The 13049-nt window shown below is 63.2% G+C and carries 10 protein-coding genes; 5 read left to right on the plus strand and 5 right to left on the minus strand.

The window, feature by feature from the left end:
- The first annotated feature begins 44 nt into the window (after positions 1 to 44).
- Positions 45 to 2342: a tetratricopeptide repeat protein gene (locus tag QZ409_RS06290; protein WP_296708033.1), complete on the plus strand. Its 2298-nt coding sequence runs from the start codon at positions 45 to 47 to the stop codon at positions 2340 to 2342.
- Between the two features lie 92 nt (positions 2343 to 2434).
- Positions 2435 to 3532 carry an ionic transporter y4hA gene (locus tag QZ409_RS06295; protein WP_296708036.1) on the plus strand — a complete coding sequence of 366 codons (1098 nt, stop codon included), beginning with the start codon at positions 2435 to 2437 and terminating at the stop codon, positions 3530 to 3532.
- 1 nt (position 3533) lies between these two features.
- On the opposite strand, the gene QZ409_RS06300 is transcribed toward QZ409_RS06295, so the two are convergent.
- Positions 3534 to 3836 carry a metalloregulator ArsR/SmtB family transcription factor gene (locus QZ409_RS06300; protein ID WP_296708038.1) on the minus strand — a complete coding sequence of 101 codons (303 nt, stop codon included), beginning with the start codon at positions 3834 to 3836 and terminating at the stop codon, positions 3534 to 3536.
- 64 nt (positions 3837 to 3900) lie between these two features.
- On the opposite strand from QZ409_RS06300, the gene QZ409_RS06305 reads away from it, so the two are divergent.
- Together QZ409_RS06305 and QZ409_RS06310 are read left to right on the plus strand one after the other, a co-directional pair.
- Positions 3901 to 4908: an efflux RND transporter periplasmic adaptor subunit gene (locus QZ409_RS06305; RefSeq protein WP_296708040.1), complete on the plus strand. Its 1008-nt coding sequence runs from the start codon at positions 3901 to 3903 to the stop codon at positions 4906 to 4908.
- Entirely contained in the window at positions 4905 to 8156 is a 3252-nt protein-coding gene (locus tag QZ409_RS06310; RefSeq protein WP_296708043.1) for an efflux RND transporter permease subunit, read from the plus strand. Before QZ409_RS06305 ends, QZ409_RS06310 begins: the two co-directional genes overlap by 4 nt.
- A gap of 10 nt (positions 8157 to 8166) precedes the next feature.
- On the opposite strand, the gene cbbX is transcribed toward QZ409_RS06310, so the two are convergent.
- From cbbX to QZ409_RS06325, 3 genes are all read right to left on the minus strand, one after another.
- Entirely contained in the window at positions 8167 to 9120 is a 954-nt protein-coding gene (cbbX, locus tag QZ409_RS06315) for a CbbX protein (RefSeq protein WP_296708046.1), read from the minus strand.
- A gap of 88 nt (positions 9121 to 9208) precedes the next feature.
- Positions 9209 to 9598 carry a ribulose bisphosphate carboxylase small subunit gene (locus QZ409_RS06320; RefSeq protein WP_296708049.1) on the minus strand — a complete coding sequence of 130 codons (390 nt, stop codon included), beginning with the start codon at positions 9596 to 9598 and terminating at the stop codon, positions 9209 to 9211.
- 72 nt (positions 9599 to 9670) lie between these two features.
- Entirely contained in the window at positions 9671 to 11131 is a 1461-nt protein-coding gene (locus QZ409_RS06325) for a form I ribulose bisphosphate carboxylase large subunit (protein WP_296708085.1), read from the minus strand.
- A gap of 120 nt (positions 11132 to 11251) precedes the next feature.
- On the opposite strand from QZ409_RS06325, the gene QZ409_RS06330 reads away from it, so the two are divergent.
- A complete protein-coding gene (locus QZ409_RS06330) occupies positions 11252 to 12151 on the plus strand; it encodes a LysR family transcriptional regulator (protein ID WP_296708088.1) in 900 nt (299 codons plus the stop codon).
- A gap of 93 nt (positions 12152 to 12244) precedes the next feature.
- On the opposite strand, the gene QZ409_RS06335 is transcribed toward QZ409_RS06330, so the two are convergent.
- Positions 12245 to 13018 (minus strand): LuxR family transcriptional regulator, encoded by a 774-nt coding sequence (locus tag QZ409_RS06335; RefSeq protein WP_296708092.1) that lies wholly within the window; start codon positions 13016 to 13018, stop codon positions 12245 to 12247.
- Positions 13019 to 13049 lie beyond the last annotated feature (31 nt).

The following is a 13049-nucleotide window of genomic DNA, read 5'->3' on the forward strand; positions in this document are numbered from 1 at the left end:
GCGGCTCGGGTGCGCCAGTTTGCAGGCCCCCGCCCAGAGGTCCCATGCGCTCCGGTTTTCTTCTCTCTTTTTTCGTCCTGCTGGTCTTTTTGGGGCTCGCCCCCGCGCGCGCGGAGACGCAGGCGCAATTCGTCGGATCGGAAAGCTGTTCCGCTTGCCACAAGAGCGAATATAAAGCCTGGGGCAAATCGCATCACGCAGGCGCGATGCAGGTCGCGGATGACAAGACTGTTCTCGGCGATTTCAAGGACGCGCATTTCCGCAAGGGCGAAGTCGAATCCATTTTTTTCCGCCGCGACGGCAAGTTTTTCGTCCACACGGATGGGCCGGATGGCGGCTTGGCCGATTTCGAGATCAAATACACTTTCGGGCTCACGCCGCTGCAGCAATATCTGATCGAACTGCCGGGCGGACGGCTTCAGGCCTTCGGGATCGCCTGGGACTCGCGCCCCGCCGATCAGGGCGGCCAGCGCTGGTTCGATCTTTACCCTGACCGCAAGCTGGCGGCGGGCGATCCGCTGCATTGGACCGGCATTGACCAGAACTGGAATTTCCAGTGCGCCTGGTGCCATTCGACCGATCTGAAAAAGAACTACGACCCGGCCAAGGCGACATTCGCGACCCATTGGTCGGAGATCAGCGTCGGCTGCGAGGCTTGTCACGGCCCGGCCTCGCGCCATCTCGATTGGGCGAAGCAGCGCGGCGGCCTCAGCGACGCGGAGAAGAAAAGTCGCGGCTTCGCCCTGCGCTTCGACCAGCGCGCCGGCGTGACCTGGGCGGCCAATCCCGAGGGGACGGCCGCGCGCTCGCGGCCGCCGGGCGAGCGCAAGGAAGAGCTGGTCTGCGCCGGCTGTCATGCGCGCCGCAGCCAGTTCTCGGACGCGCCGAAGGATGCGCAGCATTTCTACGACGCCTTCCACCCCTCGACGCTCGCGCCGGGCCTCTATTATCCGGACGGCCAGCAGCGCGACGAGGTCTATAATTTCGGCTCCTTCGCGCAGAGCCGCATGCATGGGGCGGGAGTGACCTGCTCGGATTGCCACGATCCGCATTCCGGCAAGTTGCGGCTGGCGGGCAATGAGGTCTGCGGCCAATGCCACGCGGCAAAAGTTTTCGACGCGCCAACCCATCATCATCACCCGCAGGGCTCGCCCGGCGCGCAATGCGCGACCTGCCACATGCCGACAACCACCTATATGGGCGTCCATGCGCGGCAGGATCATTCCATGCGCATTCCGCGCCCGGACCGCACGCTGAGCATGGGAACGCCCAACGCCTGCAACAAATGCCACACGGACAAGGACGCCAGCTGGGCCGTTGCGGCGCTGAAGGGCTGGGGCATGGGCGCCAAGCCCGGCGCGCAGGGTTTTGCAGAGGCGCTGGCCCTCGCGGACGCCGACGGCGCGGGAGCGGGCGCGGCTCTGGCCCGCGTGGCGAAGGACGAAAGCCAGCCCGCCATCGCCCGCGCCAGCGCCTTGCAGCGCCTGACCGGGACGCCGGCGCCCGAAGTGCTCGCCATGGCCGAGCAACTGACCAGGGCGGACGATCCGATGATCCGCGAGGCGGCGGTCGAGGTTCTCGCGAGCGCCGATCCGGCGACGAAAAAGCGCGCGCTGACGCCGCTGCTGCGCGACGAAACGGCTCTGGTGCGGATGCAGGCGGCGCGCGCGCTTGCCGGTCCGGCGGAGGCGAACCTGACCCCGGCGGATCTCGCGCCCTTCGAGAAAGCCCTGGACGAATATGTCGCGGGCCAGATGTTCACGGCCGAGCGGCCGGAATCGCGTTCCAATCTCGGCGGTTTGAACCTCGCGCGTGGCCGGCTCGACGCCGCCCAGGCCGAATTCGCCAAATCGCTGGAGCTGGACAAGACATTCGCGCCCGCCGCTATCCAGCTCGCGGAAATCGCGCGGGCGCGCGGCGACGAAAAGGGCGCTGAGGCGATCCTGACCAAGTCTCTCGCGGATAATCCGCAATCGGGGCCGCTCAATTACGCCCTGGCCATGAGCCTGATCCGCCAGAAGCGCGTTCCCGACGCTCTCGTCCGGCTGGAGGAGGCGACGCGGCGTGCGCCCGACGACACGCACACCGCCTATGTCTATGCCGTGGCGCTGCATGACACGGGCGCGCCGGCCAAGGCCATCGAGGTCTTGCGCGCCGCGCTGACGCGGCGACCGAACGACCGCGAGACGCTTTCCGCGCTCGCCTCCTATGAGGCGCAGTCGGGCGACTACGCCTCCGCGCTAGGCCATGTTCAGGCCTTGATGAAACTGGAGCCGGACAATCCGCAATTGAGCCGGTTTGAACAGGCCCTGCGGGCGAAACTGGTCAGGCCGGACAAATAGTGGGGCTATTGACACTCCGCCGCACAAAAGCCAGAGCGAAGCGGCTAGGGTGGCGACCTGGATTTTCGATTGGCGGCGGAGGAAAGCGCAACATGGCTTCGGCACATCAAGCACAGAACGGCTGGAAAAATCTGGTTCCACCCGTCGCCGCGCTGATCCTGGTCGGGCTGGAGCATGCGCATATCCTGCATGCCGACAATACAGGGCTCTTTCTCGTCGCCTCCATCCTGTTGCTCGGTTCGGTCTTCGCGGCGGTTCATCATGCGGAAATGGTCGCGCTGAAGGTCGGCGAGCCGATGGGCTCGATCCTGCTGGCGTTGGCGGTGACGGCGATCGAAACCTCGCTGATCGTCGCGGCCATGCTGGGATCGGAGACGGGCGACAATTCGCTGGCGCGCGACACGGTGTTCTCGGCGGTGTCGATCGTGCTCAATGGCGTCATCGGCCTGTGCCTGCTGGTCGGCGGCGCGCGCTATCGCGAGCAGGGCTTCCGGGTCCATGGCACCGGCTCGGCGCTCAGCGTGCTTGCGACGCTGGCGATCCTCACGCTGGTCCTGCCGAATTTCACCATCGCCCGTCTTGGGCCGCAATATTCGCCGACGCAGCTGATGTTTGTCGGGGGCCTGTCGATTCTGCTCTATGGCGTTTTCGTCTTCGTGCAGTCGGTGCGCCACCGCGATTATTTCCTGGTGGATCCCGATGGCGACGAAGGCGAGGCTCATGCGCCGCCTTCCACTGGCGCCACCGCCTTCAGCGGCGTGATGCTGGTGGTTTCGCTGGCGAGCGTCGTGCTGTTGGCGGAAACGCTGTCGCCGGCGTTGGAGCGCGCGATCCATTCCGCCGGCCTGCCGGTTTCGTTCCTCGGCGTGATCATCGCATTGCTGGTCCTGCTGCCGGAGAGCCTCGCGGCGCTGGCCGCCGCCCGGGCCAACAAGCTGCAAACCAGCCTGAACCTCTCGCTGGGCTCGGCCATCGCCAGCATCGGCCTGACCATTCCAGCTGTCGGCGCCGTGTCGCTCTATCTCGGCAAGGAGCTGACGCTCGGCCTCAATGAAGAAAACATGGTCATTCTGATGCTGACCCTGTTTGTCGCGACGCTCACTCTGGCGACGGGCCGCGCCACGATCCTGCAGGGCGCTGTCCATCTGGTGATCTTCGGCGTCTTTTTGCTGTTTTCCGCGGTGCCATGAGTCAGGGCGGGGCAGGGCAGAAGGTCTCGGCGAGAACAGCCACGAATTTTCCGATTCTTGCGTCGCTGAGCGAATAGTGCATCGTCTGGCGCGCACGCCGCGCCTTGACGATCCGGTCCTTCCGCAACAAAGCCAGGTGGCGCGAAATGGCTGAGACCGGCACGCCCGCAATTTCAGCCAAATCCGTGACGGAACATTCCCGCCCCGAGAGCGCACAGACGATGCGCAGCCTGGCAGGATGGGCCAGGGCCTTGATGAGGTCGCTGGCCTGAGCCGCCGCCAAATCGAACTGCTTGACATCCATATCTCATTATCTGCATATATCCGAATATATGTAAATAATGATCGCCATGGATATGAGCCGCGTCATGCGCAAGCCGAGCCACTTTTCTCTTTCTGCTCGCGGCCTCGCCGCCGCTCTGGGCGTCTTGCTCGCGGGCGCGGCGCAGGCCGGAGACTTCACCGTTGAAAAGCGCATGACGCCGGACATGAAGGCCATGTTCGGACAGGTCGAGAGCCGCGACGTCACCCCGGCGCGCACGCGCATCGGCGGCACTCTCGTGAGCCGCTCGGTCGACGAAGGCGCGCAGGTCAAGGCTGGCGACGTCATCGCGATCGTGACGGACGAAAAGCTGGCGCTTCAGGCGCAGTCGCTGGATGGCCAGCTCAGCGCGCTCGAGTCTCAGCTCGCCAACGCCAGCGACGCGTTGAAACGCGCTGAGGATCTGCTGCCGCGCGGCTTCGTCACCAAGGCGGCCTATGATCAGGCCCGGACCAATGTGGATGTCCTGAAACATCAGGTCGACGCGATGCGCTCGCAGCGGGCGGTTGTCGCGCAGCAGATGACCGAGGGCAGCGTCCTCGCGCCGAAGGACGGGCGGGTGCTCACGCTTTCCGCCATTCCCGGCGCGGTGGTCATGCCTGGCGAGGCCATCGCCCGCATCGCTGCCGGCGCGCTGTTTCTGCGCCTCAGCCTGCCCGAACGGCATGCCGCCTTGCTGCAAATGGGGGCGCCGGTCCTGCTTGCGCCACGCGGCCAGGATGCGGGCGCCGCGGCGGCCGAGATGCGCAAGGGCCGCATCGTCAAAATCTATCCGGAAATCGACAATGGCCGGGTGATCGCCGACGCCGAGGTCGAAAATCTGGGCGATCTTTTCGTCGGCGAGCGCGTGAAGATCTATGCCCCCGTCGGCGCCCGCGAAGTGATGCTCATTCCGCGCGCGGCGGTGACGACCCGCTCCGGCGTCGATTATGTCCGCGTTTCGCGCGCCGAGGGGCCGCTGGACGTCGCGATCGTTTACGCCGATTCCGCCGAGCCCGGCATGATCGAAGTTCTCACCGGCCTCGCGGCGGGCGACAAGGTGCTGCTCCCATGAACGAGACGCCTGTCGCCGCAAGCCAGGGCCGCAGCCCTGAAAGGCCTCTCGGCCTCGCCGGCTTTCTCACCCGCGCCTTCATCGCCTCGCCGCTGACCCCGCTGCTGCTGATCGCGGCTTTGGCGCTCGGACTGCTGGCGCTCGTCACCTTGCCGCGTGAAGAGGAGCCGCAGATTTCCGTGCCGATGGTGGACATCGTCGTGCAGGCCAATGGCCTGAAGGCGGAGGACGCCGTCAAGCTCGTCACCGATCCACTGGAGACCATCGTCAAGGGCATCAATGGCGTGGAGCACGTCTATTCCAAGACCTATGACGATCAGGTCGTGGTCACGGTGCGCTTTCTCGTCGGTTCCTCGACGGACGCCGCCATCCTGCGCGTGCACGACAAGGTGCGCGCCAATATGGACAAGATCCCCGCCGGGGTTGCGGAGCCTTTGATCGTCGGGCGCGGCATAGACGACGTCGCCATTGTCGTGCTGACCCTGTCGCCCAAGCCTGAAGCCGCGTCGCGCTGGAGCGCCGACGGCCTCACGGCGGTCGCGCGGGAATTGCGTAACGAACTGGCCAAGCTCGAAGACATCGGCCAGAGCTATCTCGTCGGCGAACAGGCCGATGAAATCCGCGTCGAGCCGGACCCGGAGGCGCTGGCCAAATATGGCGTGACCTTGCAACAGCTCGCGGCAAAGGTGCAGGGCGCCAATATCGCGTTCAAGGCAGGGCTGATCCGCGACAAGGGCCTCCAGATCGAGACCATCGCGGGCCGCACTCTGAAGACAATGCCTGAGATCGGCAATCTGCTCGTCACCACGCGCGACAATCGCCCGGTCTATCTGCGCGACGTCGCCAAGGTGAGCGTCGTCGGCGAACCGAACGAGACCCGCGTCGTCCATTTCGTCAAGGGCGAGAATGGCGCGCTTCAAGGCGCCCCGGCGGTTTCGGTCGCCATAGCCAAGCGCGCGGGCGCCAACGCCGTCGTGATTTCCGAGCGGATCGTCGAGCAATTGCAAAGCCTCAAGGGCGTTACCGTGCCTGCCGACATCGATGTGCAGGTGTCGCGCAATTACGGCGAAACGGCCAATGAGAAGGCCAATGAGCTGCTGTTCCACCTTGCGCTGGCGACCATTTCCATCGTTGCGCTGGTGGCCTTCGCCATCGGCTGGCGCGAGGGGCTGGTGGTTGCCATCGTCATTCCCACCACCATCCTGCTGACGCTCTTCGCGGCGCGGCTGATGGGCTACACGCTCAATCGCGTCAGCCTGTTCGCCTTGATTTTCTCCATCGGCATTCTGGTCGATGACGCCATCGTTGTGATCGAGAATATTGCGCGGCATTGGGCGATGCGGGATGGCCGAACACGCGTCCAGGCCGCGATTGACGGCGTGGCGGAGGTGGGCAATCCTACCATCGTGGCGACCCTCACCGTGGTCGCAGCCCTGCTGCCCATGCTGTTCGTCTCGGGTCTCATGGGGCCCTATATGAGCCCGATTCCGGCCAATGCCTCCGCTGCGATGGTGTTCTCCTTCTTTGTCGCGGTGATCCTGACGCCCTGGCTGATGATGAAGATCGCCAGCAATGCTCCGGCCGATCATCACGAAGCCAGCGACGGCGGCAAACTCGGCGCGCTTTACCGCCGTGTGGCGACGCCCGTTTTGCGCACAAAGCGCTCGGCCTGGATATTCCTGCTCGCCGTTGGCGTCACAACCCTCGCTTCGCTCAGCCTGTTCTATTTCAAGGCCGTGACGGTGAAGCTGCTACCCTTCGACAACAAGGCGGAGGTCGCCATCGTCGCGGATTTTCCGCGCGGTACGTCTATCGAGGAGACCAACCGCATCTTGCGCGCGGCGCTCGACAGGGTGAAGGACATTCCCGAAATCCTGTCCTTCGAGACCTATGCGGGGACGGCGGCGCCATTCAATTTCAATGGCCTCGTGCGCCATTATTACATGCGCAACATGCCCGAGATGGGCGACGTACAGATCAACCTCAAATCCAAGAACGAGCGCTCGCGCACCAGCCATGACATCGCGCTGGAAGTCCGCCAGCGTCTGGCCGGGCTGGACATGCCGGCGCGTAGCTCGCTGAAAGTGGTCGAGCCGCCGCCGGGGCCGCCGGTGCTGGCCACCTTGCTCGCGGAAATCTACGGGCCGGACCAGCAGACCCGCCGCGCCGTCGCCGCGCAAGTGCGCAAGGCCTTTGAAAGCGCGTCCTTCATTGTCGATATCGATGATTCCTATGGCGTGCAGGCGCCGCGCAAGCGCATCGAGATCGACCAGGATTCGCTGGAGTTCTTCGGCGTCCAGCAGGGCGACGTGTTCGAGACGCTGCGCCGGCTCTATGGCCAGGAAGTGGTCGGCTATTCGCATCGGGGCGAAGGGCGGCAACCGCTGCCGATCCGGCTGGCGCTGGCCAAGAACGCTCGCCAATTGAACGAGGCGGCGCTGACCACGCCCGTTCCCGCCAACGCCCTGCCGGGCAATCGCGCTATCGTCGAACTCGGCGATGTGGTGCGGGTCTCGGACGAGTTGTCGTCTTTCCCGATCTTCCGCCACAATGGCCGCGCCGCCGAAATGGTGCAGGCCGAGCTGGCGGGCGCCTATGAGGCGCCGCTCTATGGCATGCAGGCGGTGAACGCCGCGCTCGAGAAAATGGATTGGCCCGCGGGCCTTCCCAGGCCGCAGGTTCTGCTACACGGCCAGCCGCTCGACGAGAGCAAGGCCTCGCTGTTGTGGGATGGCGAATGGGAAGTCACCTGGGTGACTTTCCGGGACATGGGCGCGGCCTTCATGGCGGCGCTGGTTGGCATCTATATTCTGGTCGTGGCGCAGTTCCGCTCGTTCAAGCTGCCGCTGGTGATCCTGACGCCAATTCCGCTGACTCTCATCGGCATCATGCTGGGCCATTGGCTGTTCCACGCCGCCTTTACCGCGACCTCAATGATCGGCTTCATCGCGCTTGCCGGCATCATCGTGCGCAATTCGATCTTGCTGGTGGATTTCGTCCGCCACGCCGATCCTTCAAAGGGGCTGCGTGCGGTCCTGATCGAGGCCGGGGCGATCCGCTTCAAGCCGATCCTGCTCACCGCGCTCGCGGCGATGATTGGCGCTGCGGTCATTTTGTCCGACCCGATCTTCCAGGGTCTGGCGCTGTCGCTGCTGTTCGGCCTCGCCTCGTCCACGGCGCTGACCGTGCTGGTGATTCCGGCGATCTATGTCGTTCTGCGCGGCGGCCCGAATTTCGACGCGAGCTGAGAGAGGGCGCTTACGCGTCCTTCGCTCTTTCATGGGCGAGGCCGCCGGCGAAGACGCGGCTCGCCTTGATATCCTCGGCGCGGATGGTGGATAGCGCCTCGACATCCACCAGCGCGCCGGTCTCGAACAGGCGGTTGGCCTGGCGAAGGCGCGCGCGGTCGAGGGCGTTGCGAATCGATCGCGCGTTGGCGAAATGGGGCAGGCCTCGGCGCACGGCGATGTAATCCACCATGGCGGCGCGGCCTTCCGCGTCGAAGCGATAATCCTGCTGTGCCAGCATGCTCTCGGCGATGCGCAGCAATTCCTCGTCGGCATAGTCTGGGAATTCGATGTGATGGGCGATGCGCGAGCGGAAGCCCGGATTGCTGGCGAAGAAGTTTTCCATGCGGTCGGCGTAGCCGGCGAGGATCACGACCAGATCGTCGCGATGGTTCTCCATCACCTGCAACAGGATCTCGATGGCCTCCTGGCCATAGTCGCGCTCGTTGTCAGGCTTGTAGAGATAATAGGCCTCGTCGATGAACAGCACGCCGCCCATGGCTTTCTTGAGCACTTCACGGGTCTTGGGCGCGGTATGGCCAATATATTGGCCGACGAGATCGTCGCGCGTCACCGAGACGAGATGGCCCTTGCGGACATAGCCCAGCCGGTGCAGCAGATTGGCCATTTTGAGCGCGACAGTGGTCTTGCCGACGCCGGGATTGCCGGTGAAGCTCATGTGCAGGGTCGGCGTCTCATGCGCCAGCCCAAGCTTGCGCCGGGCGCGATCGACCAGCAGCAGCGCGGCGGTTTCCCGGATGCGGTTCTTGACGGGCGCGAGGCCGATCAATTCGCGGTCGAGTTCGCCGAGAACGTCGGCGACGCCGGAGGAGCGATAATCCTCGGCGAGATCTATCCGGCCATCGGGCCGCGCTTCGGGCGCCGCCGCGACTTCACCTTCGGACGCGGGAACAAGCTCGTTCATGGTGCGCTCTTTCGGCTCGATTTTTTGGCTCGTTTTTTCCGGGATGGGGGCGGGGCCAAATGGGAGGAAATCCGGCCCCGCCCGCGCGTCAGGCCCGCTCCGACATCGTGATGTTGACGGTGCGGCCGCGCACCTCGGTGCGGGTCATCGTGAAGTGCGGCTCGACTTTCGGTCGCTGCACGATGAAGGACATGCGCACCGTTTCGAAACCGCGCAAGGAATCGAAGGCGATGAGCTTGATATAGACGTCCGGATGGGCCTTGCGGCAGGCGTTCAGCTCCATCATCACGCCTGCGGCGTCCTTCAGGTCGAACATGGGATGGCCCCACATTTCCCAATAGGTGTTACGCGGGTGCGGGTCGTCGGTATATTCGACGCCGATGGCCCAGTCGTTGCGCAGGCAATATTCGACCTGCGCCTTGATCTGATCCTCGTCGAGATCGGGGAGATAAGAGAAGCATCCCTGTGTGATGCGCATGTTTGGTCTCCATAAATGTTTGCCGAAATATTCCCTTCTCCCGCAAGGGGAGAAGGGAGCGCCGGGCCGTTGTTACTGAGCCGCGACCGGCGTCGGCACGAAGTCCGAGGTGTCGGTCGAGGTATAGTTGAAGGAAATATTGCCCCAGGTGTCGAGCGCGGCTTCGAGCGGCTTGCACCATTTGGCGGCGGCGCGCAGGATTTCCGGGCCTTCCGCGTCGATGTCGCGGCCTTCGTTGCGCGCCAGCACCATGGCTTCCAGCGCCACGCGATTGGCGGTTGCGCCGGCCTGGATGCCCATCGGATGGCCGATGGTGCCGCCGCCGAACTGCAACACGACATCGTCGCCGAACAGGCTGAGCAGCTGGTGCATCTGGCCGGCGTGAATGCCGCCCGAGGCGACCGGCATGACCTTGCGGATGTCGCACCAGTCCTGGTCGAAATAGACTCCGCGCTGCAGGTCCAATTTCGTCGTGGCCTCGCGGCAGACGTTGTAATAGCCCTGCACGGTCATCGGATCGCCTTCCAGCTTGCCGACGGCGGTGCCCGCGTGAATGTGGTCCACGCCGGCAAGGCGCATCCATTTGGCGATGACGCGGAACGACACTCCGTGGTTTTTCTGCCGGGTATAGGTGCCGTGGCCGGCGCGGTGCAGATGCAGGATCATGTCATTCTGGCGGCACCATTCGGAAATGGACTGGATCGCGGTATAGCCGATGATCAGGTCGATCATGACGATGACCGAGCCAAGCTCCTTGGCGAATTCGGCGCGGCGGTACATTTCCTCCATCGTGCCGGCGGTGATGTTGAGGTAATGGCCCTTGATCTCGCCTGTGGCCGCTGTAGCCTTGTTCACGGCCTCCATGCAGTAGAGGAAGCGGTCGCGCCAATGCATGAAGGGCTGAGAATTGATGTTCTCATCGTCCTTCATGAAGTCCAGGCCGCCCTTGAGGCCCTCATAGACCACGCGGCCGTAATTCTTGGCCGAGAGGCCGAGCTTCGGCTTGGTCGTCGCGCCGAGCAGCGGGCGGCCGAACTTGTCGAGGCGTTCGCGCTCGACCACGATGCCGGTCGGCGGACCCTTGAAGGTCTTCACATAGGCCGGCGGGAAATACATGTCCTCGAGACGCGCGGCCTTGAGCGGCTTGAACGAGAAGACATTGCCGATGATCGAAGCCGTGAGGTTGGCGATGGAGCCTTCCTCGAACAGGATGTAATCATAGGCGACATAAACGAAATACTGGCCGGGATTGCCGGGCACCGGATCGACGCGATAGGCCTTGGCGCGATAGGAATCGCAGGCGGTCAGGCGGTCGGTCCACACCACCGTCCAGGTCGCGGTGGAGGATTCGCCGGCCACGGCGGCGGCGGCTTCGATCGGGTCCACGCCTTCTTGCGGCGTGATGCGGAAAAGGGCGATGATGTCGGTGGCTTTGGGCTCATATTCGCCGTTCCAATAGCCCATCTGGGCATATTTCAGCACGCCGGACTTGTAGCGCTCCTTGCCCTTGATTTCCTTGACCTTGGTTTCCATCGCGCTCTCCCTTCGAGCTTGGTTTTTGCGCCATTGCGATTGCGATGAAGCGTTTTACGCCGGACCAATATTTGAGTTAAGTTCATTGTTTCAAACGTTATATGTTACTGGAGTATGATGATGCTGCGGAGGGTGACGCTCCATCAATTGCGCCTCATGGCGGCTCTCGCGCGTCATATGAACATGACGAGGGCGGCCGAAGAGATGCACATGACTGCCTCGGCTTTTTCGATCCAGATCAAGCAGTTGTCAGAAAGTCTTGGACTGCCGCTGCATGAACAGGCGGGTAAGAGGATCTTCCTGACCGAGGCGGGCCGAGCCGCGGCGGCGGCGAGCCGGGACATGGTGGACCGGCTGGACCTGCTGGGCATGGAGCTGGCCGAATTGCAGGGCTTTGAGCGCGGCTGTCTGAGGCTGGCGATGATCACCACGGCGCGCTATTTCGCCACCCGTTTGATCGGCGATTTCTGTCGCGACCATCCCAAGATCGAGCTTGTGCTCGAAGTCGTCAATCGTGACCAGATTCTGGAGCGCATCCGCCAGAATCTTGACGATCTTTACATCATGGGCCGGCCGCCCGAAGAGCCGGACGTCGTGGCCATTCCCTTCATCGAAAATCCGCTGGTCGTGCTGGCGCCCGCCGGACACCCACTCTGCGCCGAGAAGCGGATCGAACCGGCGCGCCTTGACAGCGAGGCCTTCATCCTGCGCGAGCCCGGCTCGGGAACGCGCCAGGTGACGGAGCGCTATTTTGTGGAACATGGCATCAGCCCGGCGACGCGCATGACGCTGGGCAGCGACGAGACCATCAAGCAGGCGGTCGCCGCCGGGCTCGGCCTTGCCGTCCTGTCGCGTCACGTCCTCGCGCTCGACGCCCCCTCAGGCGCCTTGCGGGAACTCGATGTGCAGGGCTTTCCCCTCATGCGGCAATGGTATGCGGTGCATCTGGCCGCGAAAAAGCTGTCGCCACTGGCGACAGCTTTTTTGACCTTGCTGAAGGAGTCTCGGGAGCGCGGCTAGTCTAGCAATTAGCAATTAGTGCAGCAACGCCGCCATGATTTAGTTTACTTCGAGCGTACGGTCGCCTTGCGAACTATACACGAGCATCCGCATCTACAAATCGATCAAGCCCAAGTGGAGCGCTTTCGCCACTGCGTGGGTCTTATTGCCAGCCGCGATCTTATTCATGGCGGCTTTCATATGTGTGATCACGGTTTCGTTCGAGATGCCGATAATGTCGGCGGTGTCCTGGGTGGTCTTGCCGCGCGCCGCCCAGGAGAGGACATCCCTTTCACGATCGGTCAACTTAAAATTCAGAGCCGTGCGCCGACGAATCATGATGTCGGATGGCAAAGCCTTATTGGCAGCTTCGACATCGATGACGCGCTGAAGCCAGTAAGTCAAAATAAAATGCAGGGTTTTGCCGTGTTCTTCTCGCATACGGCGGAACTCTTCTTCGCCGCTCATCCAGGTCATGGAGCATAGCGCTGAATGATACCTGCCCAATTCGTCGACGAAGTGCAGAGGAATCACCAAGCCATTATGAAAATGATAATCTCGAGAGGCTTCGAAAACCTTCAGCGCGCCGGATCGCTTCTTGCCTAGTCGCTCCGGCAATGGAACATCCGACCATATGAACGGCCTATTGGTGCGGCGTCCAACCTTGATCACCTCGTCCACTTCAAAAAACGAATGGGTCAGGTACTCGCTTTCCCACCTTTGCCCCGTCGTCCCAAAATAAAGGAAGTCGTTCTTATAGGCGTCGCTGATGTCGAGGAAACAAAATCCTCCAAAGCCGAAATCGCCAATCAGATTATGCAGAACGTCCCGCAAAGCTTCCCGGCTATTGAGCGTCTCAATCGATGCGATGAGGCGATCGCGATTCATTTCCAAAACTCCCCCGTCCTGGGAATGGCGG

The organism is Rhodoblastus sp. (assembly GCF_019449565.1).
Taxonomy (GTDB): domain Bacteria; phylum Pseudomonadota; class Alphaproteobacteria; order Rhizobiales; family Beijerinckiaceae; genus Rhodoblastus.

Coding starts and splice junctions, on each gene's coding strand:
- QZ409_RS06290 (WP_296708033.1), top strand. CDS start 45: ATGCGCTCCGGTTTTCTTCTCTCTTTTTTCGTCCTGCTGGTCTTTTTG.
- QZ409_RS06295 (WP_296708036.1), top strand. CDS start 2,435: ATGGCTTCGGCACATCAAGCACAGAACGGCTGGAAAAATCTGGTTCCA.
- QZ409_RS06300 (WP_296708038.1), bottom strand. CDS start 3,836: ATGGATGTCAAGCAGTTCGATTTGGCGGCGGCTCAGGCCAGCGACCTC.
- QZ409_RS06305 (WP_296708040.1), top strand. CDS start 3,901: ATGCGCAAGCCGAGCCACTTTTCTCTTTCTGCTCGCGGCCTCGCCGCC.
- QZ409_RS06310 (WP_296708043.1), top strand. CDS start 4,905: ATGAACGAGACGCCTGTCGCCGCAAGCCAGGGCCGCAGCCCTGAAAGG.
- cbbX (WP_296708046.1), bottom strand. CDS start 9,120: ATGAACGAGCTTGTTCCCGCGTCCGAAGGTGAAGTCGCGGCGGCGCCC.
- QZ409_RS06320 (WP_296708049.1), bottom strand. CDS start 9,598: ATGCGCATCACACAGGGATGCTTCTCTTATCTCCCCGATCTCGACGAG.
- QZ409_RS06325 (WP_296708085.1), bottom strand. CDS start 11,131: ATGGAAACCAAGGTCAAGGAAATCAAGGGCAAGGAGCGCTACAAGTCC.
- QZ409_RS06330 (WP_296708088.1), top strand. CDS start 11,252: ATGCTGCGGAGGGTGACGCTCCATCAATTGCGCCTCATGGCGGCTCTC.
- QZ409_RS06335 (WP_296708092.1), bottom strand. CDS start 13,018: ATGAATCGCGATCGCCTCATCGCATCGATTGAGACGCTCAATAGCCGG.